This window comes from Solilutibacter silvestris, from assembly GCF_002895945.1.
GTDB classification, from domain to species: Bacteria; Pseudomonadota; Gammaproteobacteria; order Xanthomonadales; family Xanthomonadaceae; genus Solilutibacter; species Solilutibacter silvestris.
In genome coordinates this window covers 316,851-342,213 of sequence record NZ_NPZB01000002.1, presented here as the reverse complement: position 1 = coordinate 342,213, position 25,363 = coordinate 316,851, and the positions used below count along the sequence as shown (strand labels likewise).

22 protein-coding genes are annotated in these 25,363 nt (G+C 63.7%); 8 read left to right on the top strand and 14 right to left on the bottom strand.

Annotation, left to right across the window (positions count from 1 at the left end; translation table 11 throughout):
- Window positions 1-64 precede the first annotated feature (64 nt).
- Together Lysil_RS09180 and Lysil_RS09175 are read right to left on the bottom strand one after the other, a co-directional pair.
- Complete coding sequence (locus tag Lysil_RS09180; protein ID WP_103075309.1) at window positions 65-1,453, bottom strand: ATP-binding protein; 1,389 nt, start codon at window positions 1,451-1,453, stop codon at window positions 65-67.
- Complete coding sequence (locus Lysil_RS09175) at window positions 1,450-2,160, bottom strand: response regulator (protein WP_103075308.1); 711 nt, start codon at window positions 2,158-2,160, stop codon at window positions 1,450-1,452. The genes Lysil_RS09180 and Lysil_RS09175 overlap by 4 nt, the downstream gene beginning before the upstream one ends.
- 287 nt (window positions 2,161-2,447) lie before the next feature.
- Here Lysil_RS09175 and Lysil_RS09170 point away from each other — a divergent pair, with 287 nt between their 5' ends.
- Window positions 2,448-4,580, top strand: coding sequence for an outer membrane beta-barrel family protein (locus Lysil_RS09170; RefSeq protein WP_165782449.1), 2,133 nt, complete (start codon window positions 2,448-2,450; stop codon window positions 4,578-4,580).
- A gap of 32 nt (window positions 4,581-4,612) precedes the next feature.
- Entirely contained in the window at window positions 4,613-4,948 is a 336-nt protein-coding gene (locus Lysil_RS09165; protein WP_205756925.1) for a PepSY domain-containing protein, read from the top strand.
- 55 nt (window positions 4,949-5,003) lie between these two features.
- On the opposite strand, the gene Lysil_RS09160 is transcribed toward Lysil_RS09165, so the two are convergent.
- The 3 genes from Lysil_RS09160 to prpB form a co-directional block, all read right to left on the bottom strand.
- The gene (locus Lysil_RS09160; protein ID WP_103075305.1) at window positions 5,004-6,356 is read right to left on the bottom strand and encodes a DEAD/DEAH box helicase; all 1,353 of its coding nucleotides are present in this window, start codon (window positions 6,354-6,356) and stop codon (window positions 5,004-5,006) included.
- Window positions 6,357-6,634: 278 nt separating this feature from the next.
- Window positions 6,635-7,786: a bifunctional 2-methylcitrate synthase/citrate synthase gene (gene prpC / locus Lysil_RS09155; RefSeq protein WP_103075304.1), complete on the bottom strand. Its 1,152-nt coding sequence runs from the start codon at window positions 7,784-7,786 to the stop codon at window positions 6,635-6,637.
- 4 nt (window positions 7,787-7,790) lie between these two features.
- A complete protein-coding gene (gene prpB, locus Lysil_RS09150) occupies window positions 7,791-8,702 on the bottom strand; it encodes a methylisocitrate lyase (protein ID WP_103075303.1) in 912 nt (303 codons plus the stop codon).
- Window positions 8,703-8,838: 136 nt separating this feature from the next.
- Between prpB and Lysil_RS09145 the strand changes: the two genes are divergently transcribed.
- On the top strand, window positions 8,839-11,316 hold the full coding sequence (locus tag Lysil_RS09145; protein WP_103075302.1) for a S9 family peptidase: 2,478 nt from the start codon (window positions 8,839-8,841) through the stop codon (window positions 11,314-11,316).
- Between the two features lie 115 nt (window positions 11,317-11,431).
- Window positions 11,432-12,739, top strand: a complete 1,308-nt coding sequence (locus Lysil_RS09140) for a dicarboxylate/amino acid:cation symporter (RefSeq protein ID WP_103075301.1) — start codon at window positions 11,432-11,434, stop codon at window positions 12,737-12,739.
- Between the two features lie 59 nt (window positions 12,740-12,798).
- Here Lysil_RS09140 and Lysil_RS09135 read toward each other — a convergent pair whose 3' ends face one another.
- From Lysil_RS09135 to Lysil_RS09125, 3 genes are all read right to left on the bottom strand, one after another.
- Window positions 12,799-13,782 (bottom strand): malate dehydrogenase, encoded by a 984-nt coding sequence (locus tag Lysil_RS09135; RefSeq protein WP_103075300.1) that lies wholly within the window; start codon window positions 13,780-13,782, stop codon window positions 12,799-12,801.
- A gap of 31 nt (window positions 13,783-13,813) precedes the next feature.
- A complete protein-coding gene (locus Lysil_RS09130) occupies window positions 13,814-15,013 on the bottom strand; it encodes an aminotransferase class I/II-fold pyridoxal phosphate-dependent enzyme (RefSeq protein ID WP_103075299.1) in 1,200 nt (399 codons plus the stop codon).
- A 203-nt stretch (window positions 15,014-15,216) separates the two neighbouring features.
- The gene (locus Lysil_RS09125; RefSeq protein ID WP_103075298.1) at window positions 15,217-15,711 is read right to left on the bottom strand and encodes a peptidylprolyl isomerase; all 495 of its coding nucleotides are present in this window, start codon (window positions 15,709-15,711) and stop codon (window positions 15,217-15,219) included.
- 193 nt (window positions 15,712-15,904) lie between these two features.
- Here Lysil_RS09125 and typA point away from each other — a divergent pair, with 193 nt between their 5' ends.
- From typA to Lysil_RS09110, 4 genes are all read left to right on the top strand, one after another.
- Entirely contained in the window at window positions 15,905-17,734 is a 1,830-nt protein-coding gene (typA, locus tag Lysil_RS09120; RefSeq protein ID WP_103075297.1) for a translational GTPase TypA, read from the top strand.
- A gap of 10 nt (window positions 17,735-17,744) precedes the next feature.
- On the top strand, window positions 17,745-17,885 hold the full coding sequence (locus Lysil_RS13395; protein ID WP_165782448.1) for a hypothetical protein: 141 nt from the start codon (window positions 17,745-17,747) through the stop codon (window positions 17,883-17,885).
- Between the two features lie 81 nt (window positions 17,886-17,966).
- Window positions 17,967-18,491: a DUF2127 domain-containing protein gene (locus Lysil_RS09115; RefSeq protein ID WP_103075296.1), complete on the top strand. Its 525-nt coding sequence runs from the start codon at window positions 17,967-17,969 to the stop codon at window positions 18,489-18,491.
- A gap of 46 nt (window positions 18,492-18,537) precedes the next feature.
- Window positions 18,538-20,118: an amidase gene (locus Lysil_RS09110; protein WP_103075295.1), complete on the top strand. Its 1,581-nt coding sequence runs from the start codon at window positions 18,538-18,540 to the stop codon at window positions 20,116-20,118.
- A gap of 7 nt (window positions 20,119-20,125) precedes the next feature.
- Here Lysil_RS09110 and Lysil_RS09105 read toward each other — a convergent pair whose 3' ends face one another.
- The 6 genes from Lysil_RS09105 to rpsD form a co-directional block, all read right to left on the bottom strand.
- A complete protein-coding gene (locus Lysil_RS09105) occupies window positions 20,126-21,118 on the bottom strand; it encodes a WD40/YVTN/BNR-like repeat-containing protein (protein WP_103075294.1) in 993 nt (330 codons plus the stop codon).
- 4 nt (window positions 21,119-21,122) lie between these two features.
- Entirely contained in the window at window positions 21,123-22,514 is a 1,392-nt protein-coding gene (locus Lysil_RS09100; RefSeq protein ID WP_103075293.1) for a class II 3-deoxy-7-phosphoheptulonate synthase, read from the bottom strand.
- Complete coding sequence (locus tag Lysil_RS09095) at window positions 22,511-23,032, bottom strand: disulfide bond formation protein B (RefSeq protein WP_103075996.1); 522 nt, start codon at window positions 23,030-23,032, stop codon at window positions 22,511-22,513. The genes Lysil_RS09100 and Lysil_RS09095 overlap by 4 nt, the downstream gene beginning before the upstream one ends.
- A 73-nt stretch (window positions 23,033-23,105) precedes the next feature.
- Window positions 23,106-23,477, bottom strand: a complete 372-nt coding sequence (rplQ, locus tag Lysil_RS09090; RefSeq protein WP_103075292.1) for a 50S ribosomal protein L17 — start codon at window positions 23,475-23,477, stop codon at window positions 23,106-23,108.
- A gap of 189 nt (window positions 23,478-23,666) precedes the next feature.
- The gene (locus Lysil_RS09085; RefSeq protein WP_103075291.1) at window positions 23,667-24,665 is read right to left on the bottom strand and encodes a DNA-directed RNA polymerase subunit alpha; all 999 of its coding nucleotides are present in this window, start codon (window positions 24,663-24,665) and stop codon (window positions 23,667-23,669) included.
- 56 nt (window positions 24,666-24,721) lie between these two features.
- Entirely contained in the window at window positions 24,722-25,351 is a 630-nt protein-coding gene (rpsD, locus tag Lysil_RS09080; protein WP_103075290.1) for a 30S ribosomal protein S4, read from the bottom strand.
- Window positions 25,352-25,363: the final 12 nt, after the last annotated feature.

Genomic DNA, 25,363 nt, shown 5'->3' with positions numbered 1-25,363 from the left:
CGCAACAATCGTCAATGAAAAAGGCCGGAGCGATCCGGCCCTTTCGTTTCCACCCGCCATGCAGTTAGTCGTACGCCGGGTTCGCAAAGAGAATCGTCGCCAGCAACCCGCCTTCAGGCAGGTTCGCCAAGGCCAGGGTCGCATTGTTGCGCGCCGCCAAAATCCGCGCGATGGTGAGTCCCAGCCCGGTGCCGCCGGTTTCGCGCGAACGCGACGTCTCCAGCCGCGCCATCGGCTCGAACACCGCTTCCAGTTTGTCTTCGGGAATGCCCGGCCCCGCATCGCGAATCTCGATGCTGAAGCCTTGCGCATCGACGCGCGTGGCCATGTCCGCCTTGCCACCGTAGTGAATCGCGTTGTCGACCAGGTTCTGCACGCAGCGCCGCAGCATCTGCGGACGACAGCGCAGGTCGCGGCCGGCAGCGGTCTGGAATGTCACTTGATGACCTGCCTCGGTCTCATCTTCGACGATGCTCTCGATCAGCGAGTCGACATCGAGGAGGACGGCTTCCTCACGCAGATGCGTACTCCTGGCCAACTCCAGGCCTTCCTCGACAATCGCGCGCATCGCCTGCCAATCGGACAGCAATCGGCTGCGGATGCCATCGTCATCGATCGCTTCCAGTTTCAAACGCATGCGCGTCATCGGCGTCTGCAAATCGTGGGTGATTGCGGCGATCATGTGAGTCTGCTCCGCCGAATGTCGCGCCAGCCGTCGTTGCATGCCATTGAATGCGCGGATGGCCGTGCGCACGTCGCTTGAGCCGCGCTCGCGTAGTGGCGACGCTTCATCTCCCGGTCCAAATCCGGCAGCGGCCCGTGTCAACGTGCGTACCGGGGCGACTGCGATCTGGGCAACAAGCAGCGCGAGCAACGCCGTCGCGACGCCGAGCACGGTCAGGAAGCCAAGATCCATTCCTTGTGCGGGTTTCAGCAACGGCGGCGGCCCGGTGATGAAGTCCAAAGCACTGCCATCCGCGAACTTCGCATCCATCCGCAGGCAGGCGCCTGCTTCCACAGCGGCCTTCGAATCGCGCGCTTCTTCGAATGCCGATTCGCTGACTCCGACTTGGCTTTCCCCATCTCCCGGAATCAGGCAACGTTCGGTGGGCAATCGCGCGACCGATGCTTGCATGCCCGGCAACAGGCGCGGCTGCATCAGCGCGGTGAGTTCGGCGTCGCGCATCCCGGAACCGTCCGCGGCGTTCGCGGATCTCAGGAAGGCGCTGCTTTCCTTGGCCTCGTGTTGCCTGCGCTTCGGCACCACGCCTTGCAATCCAGTCAACAGCGCACTGGCGCGTTCGACTGCTCTTTCCGCCTGGATGTGGTGAAGGCTTTCGGTCTGGCGATGTTCGGCCCACTCGCCACCGGCGATGGCGGCGATCGTGATGCCGAGCAGCAGGATCACGAAGATCCGCCGGCTCAGCGTGTCGAGGGCGCGCAAGCGGATCATTCGACCTCCACTGCACTGGCCAACACATAGCCCTGGTTGCGGACCGTGCGAATGATGTCGGCGCCTTGCGAGCCGAAGCGCGCACGCAGCCGGCTGATTTGCAGGTCGACCGCGCGATCCAGCGCCTCGCTCTGCCCGAGGGCGCCGAGCGAGATGAGCTGCTCCCGGGTGAGCACGCGATTGGCGTGATCAATCATCAGGCGCAACAGGCGGAATTCGGCACCACCGAGGATCGTCACCCGGCCATCGGGACCGATCAATTGGCGATGCTCGACATCGAAGGTCCAGCCTGCGAAGCGCGCACGGCGAATTTGCTCCGGCGCGAGATTGTGTGGCAGCGCATGGGTCCGTCGCAGCACGCTGCGGATGCGCGCCAGCAGTTCACGCGGCTCGAACGGTTTCGCGAGGTAATCGTCGGCACCCATCTCCAACCCGATGATGCGGTCAAGCGGTTCGCCGCGTGCGGTCAGCATGATGATCGGCACCTGGCTGGCGGCGCGCAGCTGGCGGCAGAGCGTCAGTCCGTCCTCACCCGGCATGTTCAAGTCGAGGATCACCAGATCGATCGTTTGCTGCTCAAGCGCGCGCCGCATCGCCGCGCCATTTTCGGCGCAGGCGACCTCGTAGCCCATCTTGGCCAATTCCACGGCGAGCAGGCCGCGGATTTCGCGGTCGTCGTCCACCACCAGGAGATGCGTTTGGGCCATGCGCCAACATACAACGTGCGATGAACGCCGGGAAGACGATTGCGTGTCGATCCATGTCGATTCGCACGCCGCGACACATTGCGACACGCATCGCGCGCGCTTTACACAAAGCGACACCCGCGATGATGCGCGGGCTCTTAAAATGGAACCCTTCGATGAAATTTGGAAACCCGATGCGGCGATCGTCAGCGACAGCGGACCAGAAGCGTGGCCTCCGACTGCTGCAAGCAGCACTGCCGCTGTGCATCGCCAGTGGCGTCCAGGCACAAACTGCGCCGGAAACACCAGTGCAAGCACAAGTACAAGCGACGCCGCAGGCTCCGGCGCAGACGTCCGCCAATAAAAAGCCGAATACGCTCGGAACGGTCGTCGTCTCCGGCACCCGGCCCGATGTCGTCAGCGCGATCGATCGCAAGAGCTACAACGTCGCCAACGACTTGATGGCTGCGTCGGGCTCCATCGGCGACGTGCTCGGCAACCTGCCTTCGGTCGAAATCGATGCCCAGGGCAATCCCAGCTTGCGCGGCGACAGCAGCGTGCAGATCCTGATCGACGGCAAGACCTCGACCATGATGAGTCCAGCCAATCGCGCCGAGACCCTGCAAAGCCTCCCGGCCGACATGGTCGACCGCGTCGAAGTGATCACCAATCCCTCTGCCGCCTTCAAGCCCGATGGCAGCTCCGGCATCATCAACATCATCACCAAGAAAGATCGCAAACCGGGAACGACAGGTTTGCTGCGGGCAGGCGCCGGAACCGACGGGCGTGTCAACCTGGGCGGGGTTCTGAACCACGCACGCGGTCCCTTGTCGATATCGGCGAACGCCAGCCTGCGCCGCGATGTGCCGTGGCGGCCTTACACGGACACCCGCACACGCATTGATCCAGCCACCGGCACCACCGACAGCCATCAGGACAGTCTGTTCAAAAGCGAGCGGAAAACTGCGGCAGTCGGCGCGACGGTTGACTACGATGTGACATCAGCCGACAGACTGAGCGTCGGCTACAACTACTCCCGTCGCACCGGTTCGCCACGCATTCGCGAGACCAACACGGTGGATCAATCCGGCGTCCTGGTCAGCGATTACGACCGCATTGGAAGCGGCAGCGAAGTCGAAACCAATACCGAGGCGACGGCGCGCTATCGCCACACCTTCGCCGAGCCCGGCCGGGAGTTCACCTTCGACCTGCGTCGCGGTCAGAGCATCGAGCATCAATTCCGCCGCTACACCAATGTGTACCGCACGCCCGCCGGACTGATCGAGATCGACGATCAACGGCCTGATGCCAACGAGATACAGAGCGAGGCGACGGCCGAATACAAACAGGGGCTCGCCGGCGGCAAATTGCTGCTTGGCTACGATGTCCAGCGCAACAGCGCCGACTACCAGGCGCGCGGTGACATCATCGATCCCGTGACCGGGCAAGCGACTCCCGATCCGACGCTGACCAACCGTTTCCTCTATACGCAAACCACCAACGCGGTGTATGGAACCTACGGCCGCAAGTTCGTGGACAAGTGGTCGGCGATGCTTGGGTTGCGCCTGGAAAACACCGTGACCGACGGTCGCCAGGTCGATACCGCGCAACGCAATCGCAAGAGTTATTCCCGCGCGTATCCCACGCTGCACCTGCAATACGACCTCAGCGATACCCGCAACATGCGCTTCAGCTACAGCAAGCGCATCTACCGCCCGGATATCGAGGACCTCAACCCGTACCCGGTGTTTTCCGATCCGCTGAACCAGCGCGCCGGCAACCCCAACCTCAAGCCCAGGGAAACGAATTCGTTCGAAGCAAGCTATGCCTTCGAAGGCGCCATCACTTCATGGGACGCCACCGCCTATTACCGCAAGACCAACAATGCCTTCACCGTGGTCAGCCGCTTCATTTCGCCCACGGTGTTGCTGACCACGCACGAGAACCTCGGGCGCAATACCGCCACCGGCGTCGATTTCTCCGCCCGTGGCAAGTTGACGCCAACCCTGGGCTACAAGATCAGCGGCAACATCAATTACAACCAGTTCGACGGCAGCAACCTCGGTATTCCGGTGACCTCCGGTTACAGCAACTCGTTGAAGACGGGCCTCGATTACCAGCCGAGCAAGCGCGACCTCGTGCAACTGGGCATCCAGTATCGCGGCCGCAGGCCGATGGCCCAGGGTTATCAACTGCCGATGACCACCGCCAATGTCGGTTATCGCCGCACCTTCGCCAACCGCAGCACGGCGGTGCTTGCGCTGTCGGACCTGTTCGATTCGGCCCGCGAACGCAGCCGCATCGACAGCCCGATCCTGGTGGAATCGAGCATCCGACGAAGATCACGACGGACGCTAAGCCTCACCTACAGCATTCCGCTGGGCGGCGGAAAACCCGAGACGCCAACCGACTTGTTCGAGTCGGGGGCTGATCACCAGTAGCAACACCATGAAGTGCATCACAGGAGATTGTCATGAACACACGATCGAAAATGCTTTTCTTCGCCGTTGCTGCTGTCGCGTTTTCCGGACACGCGGCGATTGCCGGCGAATTGGCGCTGAAGGGCGCGGAACTCGCACCACAGGCGAAAGTGAAATTGACCACGGCGCGCGCGCTCGCACTCAAGGCGCGACCCGGCTCCATCAGCGAGCAGGAGCTGGAAAAGGAAAACGGCGGACTGCGTTACAGCTTCGTCATCCACAGCAAGGGCAAACGCTATGAAGTCGGCGTGGATGCCGGCTCCGGAAAGATCGTCGAGAACGCGCGCGAAAGCGCCAAGCAGGATGCCGCCGAGGACAAGGCGAAGTAACCCACGAAAAAGGCCGGATCGCTCCGGCCTTTTTCTTTATGTTGCGGTGATGCGATCAGGCGCGACGATCGCGCCGCACGCCTTGCGCACTACGCGGCTTCGGGCTGCCGGCACGGGCGGCATGTGCGCCGGCCTTGGGCGCATCGTGACCCTGTCGCTTGGCATGCGCATGTCCATGCGGACGCTGCGCCGGCTTGCGCGGTGCATGCTGGCCGCCGGGCTTGTTGCCGCCCGAACGCGCGGCGGACACCGGGCCATCCATGCGGATCGCTCGGCTCGGCTCGAAGCCGCTCACGGTTTCCATCGCGATATCGGTCTTCAGCATGCGCTGGATCTGGCGCAGCAGCGGACCTTCGTCCGGCGCCACCAGCGACAACGCTTCACCACGCGCGCCATTGCGGCCGGTGCGGCCGATGCGGTGCACGTAATCCTCGGCCACCATCGGCAGATCATGATTGATCACCAGCGGCAGGTCGGGGATGTCGAGTCCGCGTGCTGCCACGTCGGTCGCCACAAGGATGCGCGTCTGGCCGCTCTTGAAGCGGTTCAAGGCATTCTGGCGCGCGCCCTGGCTCTTGTTGCCATGGATCGCCATCGCCGGCAGCCCGGCCTTTTCCAGCTGCTCGCACAGGCGATCGCAGCCGTGCTTGGTCTTGCCGAACACCAGCACGCGTTCGCTGTGGCGGGTCGAGAGGATGTCGATCAGCAGATCGCGCTTGCGTGATGCGTCCACCGGATGCACGCGATGGACGATGGTGTCGGCGATCGTTGCCTGCGAGGCGACTTCGACCTGCTTCGGATTGCGCATGAATTCCAGCGCCAGCGCCTTGATGCGCGCTTCGAACGTCGCCGAGAACAGCAGGGTCTGGCGCTGCGCCGGAACGCGCGCGAGGACGCGCTTGATCGCCGGCAGGAAGCCCATGTCGAGCATGCGGTCGGCTTCGTCGAGCACCAGCATTTCGATCGCGTCGAGCTTGACGGTGCCGCGCTCGAGATGGTCGAGCAGGCGACCCGGGCAGGCCACCAGCACGTCGACGCCGCGCTGCAGGTTGTTGATCTGCGGCTGCATGCCGGCGCCACCGAACAGCGTGGTGACATTCATGCGCAGGTAGCGCGAATAGCCCTTGAGGTTATCGCTGACCTGCACCGCCAGTTCGCGGGTCGGCACCAGGATCAGCGCGCGCGGCTTGCGCGGGCCTTTCGCGGAGGTGTTCTTGGACAGATGCTGCAACAGCGGCAGTCCGAACGCGGCGGTCTTGCCGGTACCGGTCTGGGCGCCGCCAAGGACGTCTTCGCCGGACAGCACCAGCGGGATGGCCTGCGCCTGGATCGGGGTGGGAGTGGTGTAGCCGGAATCGGCGAGCGCGCGCAGCAAGGCCGGCGCGATGCCGAGGGTTTCAAAGTTCATTGTGTGCTCCAAAGTATGTCCGCACGGCGATGCCGTGCGATGGACCCGGAGCTTTCCTGACGCGCTGCGAGTGCATGTATGACGTTCCGGACAACCCGGAACGTGTCAGCGCAACGAAAGACGTGCGTGGGAAGGCGGGACTCTGGAGCCCCGCGGCGGCCATGGTTGGAAAACGGACCCGGCGTGCGCGAACTTGGCTAGTGTACCCCATTCAGCCAGACCCTGCCGTCGCCTCGTTCAGGTTCGAGGACGAGCGCAGCAGGATCGCGGGCAGATTCTCAGCGTTTGTCGATCGCCACGTACTCCCGATCTTCCGGACCAACGTAATTGGCGCTGGGGCGGATGATCTTGCCGTCCTCGCGCTGCTCGATCACGTGCGCGCTCCAGCCGCTGGTACGCGCGATCACGAACAGCGGCGTGAACATCGCCGTCGGCACGCCCATCATGTGATACGCCGATGCGCTGTACCAATCGAGGTTCGGGAACATCTTCTTACTGTCCCACATCAGCGTCTCGATGCGTTCGCTGACATCGAACAGGGTCTGGTTGCCGCCGTCCTTGCACAGTTCGCGCGAGAGTTCCTTGATGATCGGATTGCGCGGATCGCCGATGGTGTACACCGGATGGCCGAAGCCGATGATGATTTCCTTCTTCTCCATCCGCGCCTTGATGTCGGCCTCGGCGGCGGCGGCATTGCCGTAGCGGCTGATGATCTCCATCGCCACTTCGTTGGCGCCGCCATGCTTGGGCCCGCGCAACGCACCGATGGCGCCGGTGATGCAGGAATACATGTCCGACCCAGTGCCGGCGATCACCCGTGCGGCGAAGGTCGAGGCATTGAATTCGTGCTCGGCGTAGAGGATCAGCGACTTGTCGAGCGCGTCCGCATGCAGCTTCGACGGCGGTTCGCCATGCAGCAGGTGCAGGAAGTGCGCGGCGACGGTGTCATCATCCGTTTCCACGTCAATGCGGCGACCGTTGCGGGTGAAGTGCCACCAGTACAGCAACATCGAGCCGAAGCTGGCGATCAGGCGATCGGCGATGTCGCGCGCTTCCGGCGTCGGATGGCCTTCGCGTTCCGGCAGCACCGTGCCCAGCACCGAGCAGCCGGTGCGCATCACGTCCATCGGATGCGCGTTGGCAGGAATCAGTTCCAGCGCGTCGGTGACGATCGCCGGCAGGCCGCGCAGGCGCTTCAGCTTGGTGCGGTAGTACTTCAGCTGCGATGCCGTCGGCAACGTGCCGTGCACCAGCAGATGCGCGACTTCCTCGAAGGTCGATTTCGTTGCCAGATCCTTGATGTCGTAGCCGCGGTAATGCAGGTCGTTGCCACTGCGGCCAACGGTGCACAGCGCGGTATTGCCGGCAGCGGTGCCGGACAGCGCGACCGATTTCTTCGGCTTCGGCAGGGTGCTCGGGGTATCGCTCATGTGGTCAGTCTCCTTGCTTCGTCTGGGCGAACAGCGTGTCGAGCTTGTCTTCGTAGGCGTGGTAGCCGAGGAAGTCGTACAGCTCGTCGCGCGTCTGCATTGTGTCGATGAGGTTCTTTTGGGTGCCTTCGCGACGCACTGTTTCGTAGAAGTTCAACGCCGCCTTGTTCATCGCGCGATAGGCGCCGCAGCAATACAGGGCGATATCGACGCCGGCATCACGCAATTCGTCGGTGGTGAAGAACGGTGTCGAGCCAAACTCGGTGAGGTTGGCGAGGATCGGAACCTTCACTGCGGCCTTGACCTTGCGGTAATCGTCGAGCGACTTCATCGCTTCTGGAAAGATCATGTCGGCGCCGGCCTCGACATAGGCGATCGCGCGTTCGATCGCGGCATCGATGCCTTCGACCGCCGCGGCATCGGTACGCGCCATGATCACGAAATCGCGATTCGTGCGCGCATCGACCGCGGCCTTGACGCGATCGACCATCTCATCCTTGGTCACCACTTCCTTGCCGGGACGATGGCCGCAGCGTTTCTGCCCGACCTGGTCTTCCATGTGCACGGCGGCGACGCCGATGCGCTCGAAGTTGCGGATGGTGCGACCGATGTTGAACGCGCCGCCCCAGCCGGTATCGATATCCACCAGCAGCGGCAGATCAGTGGCGTCGACAATGCGACGTGCATCGGTGAGCACGTCTTCCATGGTGCTGATGCCGAGATCGGGCACGCCCAGCGAATTCGCGGCGACACCGCCTCCGGACAGGTACAGCGCCTGGTAGCCGCTGCGTTTGGCCATCAGGCCGGCGTAGGCGGTGATCGCGCCCATCACCTGCAAGGGCGATTCGGCGGCAAGTGCGGCTCGGAACCTTGCGCCGTGGGAAGCTGGCGCGCCGGCGGATGTGGTCGGTGACATGGCGACTCCTCGGAATCCGCCATTTTACCTCGCCACGCCGGTTCGCCCGATCGCGTCCCGGGCTGCATGACTTTCGGCATGGAGAGGGAATTGCGGCGGGTGATAGCGTGGGGCCGTTCACAGGAGGAGAACCTGCATGTCCGGCCACCGTCTGCTTCCGGGCGCGCTCGCCCTTGCCATCGCGTTGTGCGCCACGCCTGCGCTCGCGCAGTCCGGCTACAACAAGCCACCGGAACCGCTCCTCGGCGTGATGCACACGGCACTGCCGCCGTCGGCCATCGGCGACCCGACCAATCGCACGCTGCTGATGGTGCAGCAGGCGCAGTACCCGTCGATCAAGCGTGTCGCCGAACCCTATCTCAAGCTGGCCGGCGTGCGCGTGGAACCACGCACCGGCGCCCGCCACGATGCCTCCAACGGTTACGGCATCCGTGCCTGTCTCGAAGGTTTCAGCCTGATCGACATCGCCAGCAGCAAGGAACGCAAGATCGCCCTGCCCGCCGGCGCCTGCCCGGGCATGCCGAGCTGGTCGCCCGATGGCGGTCGTTTCGCCTTCAACAACACCGTCGCCGATCATGTTGAACTGTGGGTCGGCGATGTCGCCAGCGGTCGTGCGCATCGCATCGATGGCGTCCGTCTCAACACCATCCTCGACAACGACATCCAGTGGCTCGATGGCGGCAAGACGCTGCTGGTGAAACAGATTCCTGCCAATCGCGGCGCCGCGCCTTCGCGCGGCGATGCAGCGATCGCACCGGAGATCAAGGAATCGCTGGGCGGCAAGGGCGAAAGCAGCACCTACGAGGCGCGCGACACCCTGGCGGGACCGGAAGACGAAGTCCTGTTCGATTACTACACCACCGCGCAACTCGCGACAGTCGATGTCGCCAGCGGCATAGTCACCCCACTGGGCAAACCCGCGGTGATCGCCGGCGTCGATGTCGCGCCCGATGGCCATCACGTGTTGTACGAAGCATTGAAGCGCCCCTACTCCTACGCGACGACGTGGGAACGTTTTGCCAAGGACTCGGTCGTGCTCGACAGCGTCGATGGCAGCATGAAACCGATCGACAGTTCGCCGGTCGCCGATCGCGTCCCCGTGGGCGGCGTGCCGACCGGGCCGCGCGGATTCCAATGGCGCGCCAATGCGCCGGCGACACTGGTCTGGGCGGAAGCACTCGATGGTGGCGACTGGAAAACCAGCGTGCCCAATCGCGACAAGGTGATGATGCAAGGCGCGCCGTTCACCGCAAAGCCGGTCGAAGTGGTCCGCACGCCGCAGCGCTTCAGTGGCATCGCCTGGCTTGAGCAAGGCGATTCGCCTTTCGTCTACGAATACGACGCCAACAAGCATTGGATGCGCGTCACCCGCATCGATGTCGCAGCGCCGGGCTCGCCGCCGAAGGTGGTCTGGGATTACTCCACCGACGAAAAGTACAAGGCGCCCGGATCGCTGGTGATGAAGCGCCAGGCCAATGGTGCAGTCGTCGTGCAGGAAGACGGCGGCAAGGTCTATCTGCGCGGCAACGGCTCGACACCGCAGGGCGATCGTCCCTTCCTCGATCGCTACGACCTCGCGAGCGGCAAGACCGAACGCCTGTTCCGCAGCAGTGCCGATGCCTACGAGCGCGTTGGTTCGGTACTGCCGGGTGGCACGCGCTTCCTGGTCGCGAAGCAATCGCCGGTCGATCCGCCGAACGTGTTCATGACGACACTGGGTGCTGCCATCACTGCGACCGATGGCGAAGCCGCGTACGCGAACTCGACCACGCCCGTCACCCATATCGCCGATCCGATGCCACAGGTGCGCGGTGCCAGGAAGCGCCTGGTCACCTACAAGCGTGCGGATGGCGTCGATCTCTCCTTCACGCTGTACACACCACCCGGCTACAAGGAAGGCACGCGCGTTCCCGCCGTCCTTTACGCCTATCCGCTCGACTACGCCGATCCATCCAAGGCCGGACAGGTCAGCGGGTCGCAGAAGACCTTCGATTTCCTGCGCGGTTATCGCCTGCTGCTGCTCGCCGGTTACGCGATCATCGACAACGCGGCATTCCCGATCGTCGGCGATCCCAAGTCGGCCTACGACACCTACATCGACCAGCTCGTCGCCGATGCCCGGGCCGCGGTCGACAAGGCGGTCGAGCTCGGCGTGGTCGATCGCGATCGCATCGGCGTCACCGGCCACAGCCATGGCGCGTTGATGACGGCCAACCTGCTTGCCCACACCGATCTGTTCCGCGCCGGCGTCGCCACCAGCGGCAGTTACAACAAGACGCTGACACCCTTCGGTTTCCAGAACGAACGTCGCTCGCTGTGGACGACGCCCGCGGTGTACGAACAGGCCTCGGCGTTCTTCCATGCCGACAGGATCAAATCGCCGCTGCTGATCATGCATGGCATGGACGATGCCAATCCCGGCACCGAACCGATCCAGGGCCCGAAGCTGTTCCAGGCCATACGTGGCCTTGGCGGCACCACGCGCCTGGTGATGCTGCCCTACGAGCCGCACTGGTACACCGCGATGGAATCGAACGAACAGGAGGTCTACGAAATGCTCACCTGGTTCGATCGCTACGTGAAGAACGCACCCGCGCGGCAGGCAGCGAAGTAATTGCAGAAGGCCCCCTCCGGTGGCCTTCGCGTGTGCGCGACTTGTGGCACCCTTGCAGGCACGCCGTGATCGCGGCGCTCCCCGCCGCAACCTCACGCCCTGCACGGAGTCCGCCATGAAATCCTCCGGTTCGCGTTTCTACCTGATCGTCCTCGCCGCCATCGTCGTGGGCGGACTCATCGGCCATTTCTGGCCCGAGCTCGGCGTCAAGCTCAAACCGCTCGGTGATGCATTCATCTCGCTGATCAAGATGTTGATCGCACCGATCATTTTCCTCACCGTGGTGCTCGGCATCGCCGGCGTCTCCGACGTGAAGAAGGTCGGCCGGGTCGGCGTCAAGGCGATCCTGTATTTCGAGATCGTCTCCTCCTTCGCCCTGGCGATCGGCCTGATCGTCGTCAACACGATCAAGCCGGGTGCTGGCTTCAACGTCAATCCGGCCACCCTCGATGCCGCAGCCGTCGCCAAATACACTGCGGCGGCCAAGGAACAGAACACCACCGACTTCCTGCTCCACCTGATCCCGAAAACCTTCACCGATGCCTTCACCGGCAACGGCGACCTGCTGCAGGTGTTGTTGCTGGCGGTGCTGTTCGGATTCGCGCTGATCCATCTCGGCAAGCCCGGCCAGCAGGTGATCGGATTCTTCGAGACGGTATCGAAAGTGTTCTTCGGGATGATGGCGATCATCATGAAGGCCGCGCCGATCGGTGCCGGTGCGGCGATGGCGTTCACCATCGGCAAATATGGCGTCGCGTCGCTCGGCCCGCTCGCCAGGTTGATGGGCAGTTTCTACCTGACCTGCGTGCTGTTCGTGCTGATCGTGCTGGGGCTCATCGCGCGCCTGACCGGCTTCAGCATCCTGCGCTTCATCCGCTACATCCGTGACGAACTGTTGCTGGTATTGGGAACGTCTTCGTCGGAATCGGCGCTGGTGCCGCTGATGCGCAAGCTCGAACGCCTGGGTTGCTCGAAGTCGGTGGTCGGCCTGGTCGTCCCCAGCGGCTACTCGTTCAATCTCGACGGCACCAACATCTACATGACGATGGCCGCGATCTTCATCGCGCAGGCCTGCAACATCGACCTGACGCTGACGCAGGAACTGACGTTGCTGGCCGTCGCCATGCTCACGTCGAAGGGCGCTTCGGGCGTGACCGGCTCGGGCTTCATCACCCTCGCCGCGACACTGGCAGTGGTGCCATCGGTGCCGGTCGCCGGACTCGCCTTGATCCTCGGCATCGACCGTTTCATGAGCGAGGCCCGCGCGTTGACCAACTTCATCGGCAACGGCGTCGCCACGATCGTCGTGTCCAAATGGGAGAACGAACTCGACGACTCGGTCCTGCAACGCGAATTGCGCAACCCGACCAGCGTCACCCAGCTCGACGAGGGGCCACTTCCCGACGTCGCGCCGATCGACTGAGACGCATGAAAAACGCCGGGTTTCCCCGGCGTTTTCGTTTCACCACGAACGTTGCGAGATCACAGCAGGTGCGCGACGCCGCTGCGCTCTTCTTCCAGCTCCGCCAGCGTCTTGTCCATCGCGACGCGACTGAAATCGTCGATCGCCAGGCCTTCAACGCGGGTGTACTCGCCATTCGCGGTGATCACCGGCACGCCGTAGATGATGCCTTCCGGAATCCCGTAGGAGCCATCGGACGGCACGCCCATCGTCACCCACTCGCCGTTGCTGCCCAGCGCCCAATCGTGCATGTGGTCGATCGCCGCGTTCGCCGCCGACGCGGCCGACGACAGGCCGCGCGCTTCGATGATCGCCGCGCCGCGCTTGCCGACCGTCGGGATGAAGGTGTTGGCATTCCAGTCGGCGTCGTTGATGGTGTCCTTCAGTGACTTGCCATCGACCGTGGCGAAACGGTAGTCCGGATACATCGTCGGGCTGTGATTGCCCCACACGGTGAGCTTCTTGATGTCGGCGACGGCGACGTTCGCCTTGATCGCCAGCTGCGACAGCGCGCGGTTGTGGTCGAGGCGCAGCATCGCGGTGAAGTTCTTCGCGGGCAGATCGGGCGCCGACTTCATCGCGATATAGGCATTGGTGTTCGCCGGATTGCCGACCACCAGCACTTTCACATTGCGGCTGGCGACCTTGTTCAGTGCCTTGCCCTGCACGGTGAAGATCTCGGCATTCTTCAGCAGCAGATCCTTGCGCTCCATGCCCGGGCCGCGCGGCATTGCGCCGACCAGCAGCGCGTAATCGGCGTCCTTGAACGCGACTTCCGGATCATCGGTGCCGACCATGCCGGCCAGCAGCGGGAATGCGCAATCTTCCAGCTCCATCATCACGCCACGCAACGCGGCCTGTGCCTTGTCGAGCGGCAGTTCCAGCATCTGCAGGATGACGGGCTGGTCCTTGCCGAGCATTTCGCCGGAAGCGATGCGGAACAGCAATGCATAACCGATCTGGCCGGCAGCGCCGGTAACGGCAACGCGAACGGGTGCTTTCATGTATGGACTCCGAATTCGAATTGAAGATGGATCAGGACAATTCCGCGAAGAATTCCTGGAAACGTTGCAGACCCGGCGCCAACTGCGGCGTCGGGCAGGTATAGCTGATGCGCAGTGCGCGCGGCTCGCCGAATGCCGAACCCGGCACGCAGGCCACGCCCTTCGCTTCCAGCAAGGCATTGCACAGGTCGATGTCGTTGGCGATCACCTTGCCGTTGTGCGATTTGCCGTAGTACGCACTGATGTCCGGGAACACGTAGAACGCGCCCTGCGGACGCGGGCAGACGATGCCGGGAATGGCGTTCATCACTGCCATCACCTGGTCGCGCTTGGCCTGGAATTCCGCACACTTTTCCGTGGGAACGTCCTGCGGGCCGCTCAGTGCGGCGACAGCCGCGGCGGTGGTGACTTCCGGCAGGTTGGTGATGTGGTTGGAATTCATGGTCACGATCGCTTTCGCAACGATTTCCGGGCCGGCCATGAAGCCGACGCGCCAACCGGGCATGCCGTAGGTCTTCGACAACGAATCGATGAAGATCACGCGGTCCTTCAGTTCCGGACGCGCGTGCACGAAGTTGTGATAGCCGATGTCATCGAACACCATGCGGTTGTAGATGTCGTCGGTGATGATCCAGGTGTCCGGATACTTCGCGATCACGTCGGCGAGCGCATAAATCTCGTCTTTCGTGTAGACCATGCCGGTCGGGTTGTTCGGGTTGTTGAACAGGAACACCTTCGGCTTCTTCGCCAGCGCGGCGTCGAGTTGCGCCGGCGTCAGCTTGTAGTTCTGCGAGGCCGGGCACGGCAGCAGGTCGATCTTCGCGTTGACGATGTCGGCGATATCGAGATAGCTGGTCCAGTATGGCACCGCGAAAGCGATGGTATCGCCCTCTTCCAGCAGTGCTTCCGCCAGGTTGTAGATCACGTGCTTGGCGCCGATGCCAGTGGCGCAATTGGCACGCGTGTAACCGGTCAGGCCGATCTCGGCGATGTGCTTGAGGAAGGCATCGAGCAAGGCGTCGGAACCGCGATTGCTGCCGTACTGGCCGCTGTCGTGCGACAGCGAATCGCGCGCGGCGTCATAGACATGCTGGCCCGGCAGGAAGTTGGGAACGCCGATCGAGAAACTGATGATGTCGCGGCCGCCAGCTTTCAGCGCCTTGGCTTTCTCGGCCACCTGCATGATGGCACTGGGCTTGGCGCGGCCGATGCGCTGGGACAGCTGGGGCATGAAAACGATCTCCGGAAAACCTGTCGTGGATCAGGCGGTGTTGATGGCGGAAATGCCCGCCTTCGGAGCCGAAAATGTTAACACAGCGGGCCTGTTCGACCGTGGTGTCCGCCCATGAAAAATCGCGCCCCGGGAGGCGCGATATTCATGTCGGATCGTGCCTGCGTCGAGCCATGCTGGCACGACATGCGCAACCGTTGCGATCAGGCAGCGAGGATCTTGTTCCACTCCGCCACGCGATCAGCCTTGGCGGCCAGCGCGGCGTCGGCATCGCCTTCGATGCGGATCGACTTGATGGTGTCGCCCTGTTTCACCGAATCGACGATGTCCAGGCCTTCCAGCACCTTGCCGAACACGGTGTGCTTGCCATCCAGCCAGTCGGTCTTGATGTGGGTGATGAAGAACTGGCTGCCGTTGGTATTCGGGCCGGCATTGGCCATCGAGATCACGCCGCGCTCGTGGCGCACGCCATTGTTGGTCTCGTCCTCGAACTTGTAGCCCGGGCCACCGGTGCCGGTGCCGAGCGGGCAGCCGCCCTGGACCATGAAATCGTTGATGACGCGATGGAAGTTCAGGCCGTCGTAGAAGCCACGCTTGGCCAGATTGACGAAATTGGCGACGGTCAGCGGCGCCTTGTCGGGATACAGCTCGAGCTTGATCGGGCCGCGGTCGGTGTCGAGGGTGGCGGTCAGGGACATGGGCGGGACTCCAGGAACTTGGTGGGAAATAGGTGGAAACGATACCGGACGGCGCGATTCGGCGTCGCCGGCTCCCGCTGACATGGCGGCGATCGATGCCGGATCAAGGGTGGGCGCACCCGTACGGAAGTCGCTCAGGCTATAATCTCCGGCTCACTTTCCAGCCCCGGTCGCCCTGCGCGGCCCTTTCCGCATGTCCATTCAGAATCTCCGCAACATCGCCATCGTCGCCCACGTCGACCACGGCAAGACCACCCTCGTCGATTGCCTGCTGAAACAGTCCGGCACCCTGAACGAGCGCACGGTGCTCGCCGAACGCGCGATGGACAGCAACGATCAGGAAAAGGAACGCGGCATCACCATCCTGGCCAAGAACACCGCCATCAACTGGCAGGGCAACCACATCAATATCGTGGATACGCCCGGACACGCCGACTTCGGCGGCGAAGTCGAGCGCGTGCTGTCGATGGTCGATTCGGTGCTGATCCTGGTCGACGCGATGGACGGCCCGATGCCGCAGACGCGCTTCGTCACCCAGAAGGCCTTCGCGATGGGCTTCAAGCCGATCGTGGTGGTCAACAAGATCGACCGCCCCGGCGCGCGCCCGGACTGGGTGATCGACCAGGTGTTCGATCTGTTCGACAAGCTCGGCGCCACCAATGAACAGCTCGATTTCCCCATCGTCTACGCTTCGGCGCTGCACGGTTACGCCAGCCTCGACGACACCGCGCGCGAAGGCGACATGACGCCGCTGTACGAAGCGATCATGCAACACGTCGCGCCGCCGCAGGTCGATCCCGATGGCCCGTTCCAGATGCGCATCAGCCAGCTCGACTACAACAACTTCGTCGGCCTGATCGGCATCGGCCGCATCCAGCGCGGCAAGGTCAAGAAGAACATGCCGGTCAGCGTGGTTGATCGCGAAGGCAAGAAGCGCCAGGGCAAGATCATGCAGGTGCTGGGCTTCCTGGGCCTGGAACGCATCGAAGCCGAGGAAGCCGAGGCCGGCGACATCGTCGCGATCGCCGGCATCACCGATCTGTCGATCTCGGACACCGTGTGCGCGCTGGATACCCCGGAAGCGCTGCCGGCGCTGACCGTGGACGAGCCGACCATCAGCATGACCTTCCAGGTGAACGATTCGCCATTCGCCGGCAGCAAGGATCTCAGCGGCGGCAAGTTCCTCACCAGCCGCCAGCTGCGCGAGCGCCTCGAGCGCGAAACGCTGCACAACGTCGCGCTGAAGGTCGAGGAAGGTTCGGACGCGGACAAGTTCCTGGTTTCCGGCCGAGGCGAACTGCACCTGTCGGTGCTGATCGAAACCATGCGTCGCGAAGGCTACGAGCTCGCGGTGTCGCGTCCGGAAGTCATCATCAAGGAAATCGACGGCCAGCAGATGGAACCGCTCGAACAACTGGTGGTGGACGTCGAGGAAATCCATCAGGGCGGCGTCATGGAAAAGCTCGGCATCCGCAAGGGCCAGCTCAAGAACATGGAGTCCGATGGCAAGGGACGCGTGCGGCTGGATTACATGATCCCGGCACGCGGCCTGATCGGCTTCCAGAACGAGTTCCGCACCCTGACCCAGGGTTCGGGCCTGTTGTTCCATGTCTTCGACCATTACGGCCCGAAGGAAACCGGCACGATCGCCAAGCGCCAGAACGGCGTGATGATCGCGAATGCCGCGGGCGCAACCCCGGCGTATTCGCTGGGCCCACTGCAGGAACGCGGTCGCCTGTTTGCCGCCGAAGGCGACCAGGTGTACGAAGGCCAGCTGGTTGGTATCCATTCCAAGGACAACGACCTGACCGTCAACGCGATCAAGCCGAAGCCGCTGACCAACATGCGCGCCTCCGGCAAGGACGATGCGATCAAGCTGACCCCGGCGATCAAGTATTCGCTGGAGCAGGCGCTGGACTTCATCGAGGATGACGAGCTGGTCGAAGTCACCCCGAAGGAAATCCGCCTGCGCAAGAAGTTCCTGACCGAAAGCGATCGCAAGCGCGCCAGCCGCGCCGCCTGATCGGGTTGTGATGATGATCTGTTCCGCGTGGATGCCGGATGGCGCCATGCGGGAACAGGCGTGCGCGCGCATCGGCAACATTTCGGTGGTACAAACCGAGATGGGACGCGGCTATCGGCGACTCGCTGCAGGGCCGCTGTGGCCGGCGTGACGATCCGCCCTTGCCAACCGTCCCGGCTGGCCCCATCGTTCCATCATCGCCCTGCAACATCCGGTCACCGACACTCTTCCGATGGATCTTCAGACACGCGCGACGTCCACTGACGATGCGCCCTACAACCCGGATCCAAGGGCGCACCCCGGCCTCCACATCATCGCCATCTTCGAGGTGGTGAAGGGATTGCTTGGCCTGGTTGCCGCCAGCGGCATGGCGATCAGCGGCCCGGATCCGATCCGCCACTTCGTGTGGATCCTGATCCGCCGCTTCAATCTCGACCCGCGCCACGGCATCGCCGCTTGGGTGGACCAGATCGTCAGCCCGACCGGCGTCCACATCGCGGTGGTGGTCGCCTTCGGCTATGGCGTACTCCATGTCGCCGAGGGTTGGGGCCTGTGGCGTGATCGGGCGTGGGCCTCGTGGCTGGGCTGCATCGGTGTCGCCATGTACCTGCCTTTCGACGTCTATGCGCTGTATCGCCATCCGCTGCACTGGCTGGCCTGGGGCGTGGTCGCCCTCAATCTGGTCATCCTCTACGTGCTGGCGCGCGATCTGGTGAAACGCCATCGCCACCCGCCGGTGGTGCCAGCGGCGGATTGACGAAGCATCGCGCTATGCTCGCGGGCATCCCGCCCGGAACCTCGCGATGCGCCCGATCCTCCCGTTCCTGACATTCCTGCTGGCGTCATTGCCGGCCCTGGCCGCACAGCCGAAACAGGCGTTCGACGTCAGCGAAGCCGGCGTCAGCGAATTGCAGGCACGCATGCGCGATGGCAAGCTCGACAGCCAGGCGCTGACCCGTGCTTACCTGCAACGGATCGCCCGCATCGATCGCGCCGGCCCGCGCCTCAACAGCATCATCGAGCTCAATCCCGATGCGTTGAAGGAAGCCGCGGCGCTCGATCGCGAACGTCGCGCCGGACACGTGCGCGGTCCGCTGCACGGCATCCCGATCCTGCTCAAGGACAACATCGATGCGGTGGGCATGGCGAATTCGGCGGGATCGCTGGCGCTGGCCGACAATCGTCCATCGACGGATGCGCCGCTGGTGGCGAAATTGCGCGCGGCCGGTGCGGTGATCCTCGGCAAGACCAACCTCAGCGAATGGGCAAACTTCCGTTCCGCACACGCGTCGTCGGGCTGGAGCGGACGCGGCGGACAGACGCGCAATCCCTACGTCCTCGATCGCAATCCGTGCGGATCGAGCGCGGGCACCGGCAGCGCGATCGCGGCGAGCCTCGCCACTGTCGGCATCGGCACCGAAACCGACGGCAGCATCCTCTGCCCCGCCAGCATGGCGGGATTGGTGGGGATCAAGCCGACCCTCGGCCTGATGAGCCGAACCGGCATCATCCCGATCGCGCATTCGCAGGACACCGCCGGACCGATGGCGCGCAGCGTTGCCGATGCCGCCGCGTTGCTGGGCGCGATGGCCGGCAGCGATCCACGCGATGCAGCCACGAAAGAGGCGGACGCGCATCGCCATGACTATGTTGCCGGCTTGCACGCCGATGGCTTGAAGGGCAAGCGGATTGGCGTGGTGCGCAAGCTTGCCGGCATGGAGCCGAATGCAGACCACGCGCTCGAGGCCGCGATCGCCACGCTGCGTGCGCAAGGCGCGATCGTGATCGATCCGGTCGATGTCGCCAATCTCGACACGCTCGGCGAGGCCGAGATGACGATCATGCTGTACGAGTTCAAGCACGATCTCACCGCCTATCTGCGCGACAGCAACGCCAAGCCGAAAACACTGGCCGCCCTGATCGACTGGAACAACGCGCACGCGAAGCAGGAGATGCCGTGGTTCGGCCAGGACCTGTTCGAAAAAGCGAATGCAGCAGGCGGCCTCGACGATCGCAAGTATCTCGATGCACTGGCGAAGGCCAAGCGTTTGTCGGGTCCGGAAGGCATCGATGCCGCGCTGGTGAAACATCATCTTGATGCCTTGATCGCGCCGAGCTGGGGCCCGGCCTTCCCCACCGACCCGGTGTTGGGCGATCACATCGTCAGTGGCGATCCGACCATCGGCGGCGTGTCGCAATTGCCGGCGATGGCGGGCTATCCATCGGTCACCGTGCCGGCCGGCTTCACCCACGGACTCCCCGTCGGCGTGATGTTCCTCGGCACCGCGTGGAGCGAACCGGTGTTGCTCGATATCGCCTATGGCTACGAACAGGCGACGCACGCGCGCAAGGCGCCGACATTCATCCCGACGATCGTGCCATGAGCGCCGATCAACGCGTCAGTTCGATCTTCGCCAGCGCGCCCTTGGCGCCACTGAGCCACGCGCTATCACCACGGATGGAGATCGCATCGAAGCTGGCGTCGGAGATCGCCGTCCAGCGCTTGCCATCCCATGCATCGACGCCCGATGGCCCGACTGCGATGCACACGTGTGCGGTGCAGGCCACGCCGGAACGATAACCACGCGGTGCAGCATCGATGCGCAGCGACGCGGCTGACGTTGCCGGCAAGGTCGCGGCATTGCCGGACGCTTGTTCGGCGCTGTAATCACCACCGACCACGAACGCACCACCGCGCCACGCTGCCACGGAGAACGCGCCGGCCGCCGGTTTGCCGCGTGCCATGCCGGTGTCGAGCGCATGCCAGTCATGTTCGCCATCGCACAACAGGTGCAGGCGCGAAGCCGCACCACCGCTGACGACCGCCAACGCACCCTTGATCCGCGCGATGCAGGTACCGCTGGCCGCGAACGCCGCTTCGTCCTTCAATGCCGGCGGACCGTTGCCATCCAGCGTCCAGTGTTCGCCACCATCATTCGTCGTGTAGAGCTGGTAGCGATCGCCAACCGGATCACCGAGCAGCCAGCCGCGCTTGCCGTCGAACGCCATGCAATCGAAGAAGGCTTTGTCGTCCCGCGTGTCGAGCACCTGCGCCCACGTCGCGCCGCCATCGCGGGTGCGGAACACGCGCGATTGCACGCCTGGCCCTGCCGCCATTGCTACCGCGGTGCGCGCATCGAAGCCTTCGATATCGCGGAAATCGAGTTTGTCGGCATCGGGAATCGACAAGCGTTGCCAATGGGCGCCGCCATCGGTCGTGCGCAATACCGTGCCCTTGCTGCCACTCGCCCACGCGACTTTGGCATCGACCGCCGAGACCCCGCGCAAGCGCGCATCAACGCCACTCTGCTGCGTCTCGACGCGCCATTCGGCCTGTGCCGCCAGCGGAACCGTCAGCAGCAGGCCGATCAGCACGCGCCGCATCGCGTCAGGCCTTCGCCGTGCGCAACTGCGTCGACTTGCGGACGATGCACATCGCCGCTTCCAGCGCCTGTTCGTAATTGAGGCGCGGATCGACGGTGGAACGATAGGCGCGCTGCAGGTCGACATCGGTCAGTTCGCGCGCACCGCCGGTGCATTCGGTGACGTCTTCGCCGGTCAGTTCGAGATGGATGCCGCCAAGGCGCGTGCCGCTGGCACGGTGCATGTCGAACGCGTGCTCGATCTCCTGGCGGATGTTCTCGAAACGCCGGGTCTTGTAGCCATTCGCGGTGGATTCGGTATTGCCGTGCATCGGATCGCACACCCACAACACCCGCCGACCTTCGCGACGCACCGCATCCAGCAGCGGCGGCAGCGCCTGCGCGATCTTGCCGGCGCCCATGCGATGGATCAGCGTCAGGTGACCGGCTTCGTCATCGGGATTCAACGCATCGACCACGCGCAGCAACTGGTCGGGCGTCACGCTCGGGCCAACCTTCAGCGCGATCGGGTTGCGCAGGCCGCGCATATATTCGACGTGCGCGCCATCCAGCGCCGCCGTGCGCATGCCGATCCACGGGTAATGCGTGGCCAGGTTGAACCAGCCCCACTGCCGTGGCACCTGGCGCGTCTGCGCCGCTTCGTACGGCAGCAGCAGCGCTTCGTGCGAGGTGTAGAAATCGACGCGATTGAGGTTGCCGACCTGGCCGCCCGACAGCGTTTCCATGAACTGCACCGCATCGCCGACCGCCTGCACCATGCGCTGGTAGTCATCGGCCAGCGGCGAATGCCCGACCCAACCGAGGTTCCAGTATTCGAGGTGATGGACGTCGGCGAAGCCGCCATCGATCAGCGCGCGCACGAAATTCATCGTCATAGCCGAACGCGCGTGCGCGGTGATCATCCGTTGCGGATCGGGAATCCGCGACTCGGCGGTGAATTCCGGCGAGTTGATGATGTCGCCGCGGTAACTCGGGAGTTCGACGCCATCGCGCACTTCGCTATCGGACGAACGCGGTTTGGCGTACTGCCCGGCGAAGCGGCCGACACGCACCACCGGCATGCGCAATCCGTGCACCAGCACCAGGCTCATCTGCAACAGCACCTTGAGGCGGTTGCTGATCAGGTTGGAATTGCACTCGGTGAAGTTCTCGGCGCAATCACCGCCCTGCAACAGGAAACGCTTGCCGTCCTGCGCCTCGGCGAGCTGGCGCTTGAGCTCGATGATTTCCCACGACGTCACCAGCGGCGGCAACTCGCCGAGCTCGCGCGTTGCCGTGGCCAGCGCCACGGCATCGGGATATGTCGGTTGCTGGGTCGCGGTGCGCGACTGCCAACTCCACGGCGTCCAGTCCTGCGCTTCGCGGACGGGCTGCACGTGCTTCTTGTTTCGATTCATTTCAGGCTCCTCGCCGTGAATTTGCGATCGCTCCTGCGCCAACCGGCGGCGATCGCCCAGATACCAAGCCCGATGAACCAGAGCGCACACCATGCCGGCATGGTCAGGCCCAGGAATGTCCAGTTGATGTTGCTGCAATCACCGCTGGCGGTCAGCACTTTCCGCAGCACGCTCTGCACCGGCATCATCTCGAGCATGAACGTCATCGGTGAACCGCATCCTGCCATCGGCGGCGGATAGATCTGCACCCAGACATGCCGCAACGCCACGCCCGCACCGGCCACTGCGGGGATCACCGCAAGCACCGCCAACCATTTGCGCGCCGACGTCGATTTCGGCGCGATCACGCCACCAATCAGGAACACCGTGCCCAACGCGGCAAAGGCGATGCGCTGCAGGATGCAGAAATTGCACGGCATTACGCCGAGCTGGAACTGCACGTAAAAAGCGTAACCCAGCAACCCCGCACAGGCGAGGAAACCGATCAGGAAACGGGCGCGAAAGCTCTTCGGGATCATCATCACACCATAACAAAAAACCCCGACGATTCGCCGGGGTTTTTCCTATTCATTTTCGTTGCAGGTGAAACGCTTAACCGAGGTCGACCGGGCGATCCACCAGTTCGACATAGGCCATCGGCGCGTTGTCGCCAGCGCGGAAACCGCACTTGAGGATACGGATGTAACCACCCGGACGCGTCGCATAACGCGGGCCCAGCACGGTGAACAATGTGCCGACCGCTTCCTTGTCGCGCAGGCGCGCGAACGCGAGACGGCGATTGGCGACGCCATCGACCTTGGCCAGCGTGATCAGCGGCTCGGCGACGCGACGCAGTTCCTTGGCCTTGGGCAGGGTGGTCTTGATGAGCTCGTGCTTGATCAGCGACGAGGCCATGTTCTTGAACATCGATTCACGATGAGCGCTGGTGCGGCTGAACTTGCGGCCGGCTTTCTGGTGACGCATGGTCTGGATTCCTGATGAATGTCGTGACTGTGTAGTTCGCTGTCGCCATCCTGGCGTTGTTGCATGGACTGCGGTTGGTCCGGTGCCGGCGTCCCTTGCCGGTCATTGCCGCGGGTTGGACCCGTCGGCGGGTACTACGTGAAACAACTCAGGCGATCCGGCGTTGCCACCGGATCGCCTGTTGATTGCTTAGCCCAACATGCCGTGGGCGGCGACACCGGCCGGCGGCCAATGGTCGACCTTCATGCCGAGGGCAAGACCGCGCTGCGCGAGCACGTCCTTGATCTCGGTCAACGACTTCTTGCCGAGGTTCGGGGTCTTGAGCAGCTCGACTTCGGTCTTCTGGATCAGATCACCGATGTAGTAGATGCTCTCGGCCTTCAGGCAGTTGGCCGAACGCACGGTCAGCTCGAGGTCGTCGATCGGACGCATCAGCAGCGGATCGACGCCGTTCGGGGTCTTCTGCGCGGCGCTGGCGTGCTTCGGCGTGAAATCGCCGAACACCGACAGCTGGTCGGTCAGGATGTTGGCTGCCGTGCGCACCGCTTCCTCGGCATCGATGGTGCCGTTGGTTTCGATATCCAACACCAGCTTGTCGAGGTTGGTGCGCTGTTCGACGCGCGCGGCTTCCACCGCGTAGGCGACCTTGCGCACCGGCGAGAACGAGGCATCCAGCATCAGGCGGCCGATGGTCGAGGTTTCCTCGTCCGGGCGGCGACGGGCGGCGGCCGGCTGGTAGCCGAACCCACGCTCGATCTTGAGCTGCATGTTGATCGCGGCGTCCTTGGTCAGGGTGCAGATCACGTGGTCGGGGTTCAGCACCTCGACGTTATGGTCGACCTTGATGTCGGCCGCGGTGACCACGGTCGGGCCCTGCTTCTGCAAGGACAGCGTGGTGCTGTCGCCGCTGTGCATGCGCAGTGCCACGTCCTTGAGGTTCAACAACACCTCAAGCACGTCTTCCTGCAGGCCTTCGATGGTGCTGTACTCGTGCACCACCCCGTCGATGCTCACTTCGGTCACGGCAAAGCCGGGGATCGAAGACAGCAGCACGCGACGCAGGGCATTGCCGAGGGTATGTCCGTAGCCGCGCTCCAGCGGCTCGATCACGACCTTCGCACGAAGGTCAGTGATGCGCTCGATTTGCGGGGCGCGCGGACGCAGCACTTGATTGGCGGTAACCGTCATGTATGGCGTCTCCTGTGCATCCGGTTCATGACGCCGGATGCGTATTGCAAAGGGAATTACTTCGAGTACAACTCGACGATCAGCGCCTCGTTGATGTCGGCAGGCAGGTCGCCGCGATCCGGCACCGCCTTGAACACGCCCGAGAACTTTCCGGCATCGACATCAACCCACGACGGCGACAGGTCCATCTGCTGCGACAGCGTCAGGGCCTCCTGCACGCGCAGCTGCTTCTGGGCACGTTCCGACAGCGCGATGGCGTCGCCGGCCTTGACCTGGTACGACGGCAGGTTCACGTACTTGCCGTTGACCAGCACGCCGCGGTGCGAAACCAACTGGCGGGCAGAGGCGCGCGTCACCGCGAAGCCCATGCGGAACACCACGTTGTCGAGGCGGGTCTCGAGAAGCTGCAGCAGGTTTTCACCCGTGTTGCCCTTCTTGTTCGAGGCCTTCTTGTAGTAGTTGCGGAACTGGCGTTCCAGCAGACCGTAGATGCGCTTGACCTTCTGCTTCTCGCGCAGCTGGGTGGCGTAATCGGAGAGCTTGCCCTTGCGCGCGGTGGCGCCATGCTGGCCGGGCTTCTGCTCCAGCTTGCACTTGGAATCCAGCGCACGCGCCGGGCTCTTGAGGGACAGATCGGCGCCTTCGCGGCGCGCGAGCTTACAGGTGGGACCAATATAACGAGCCATGTCTTCTCAGCT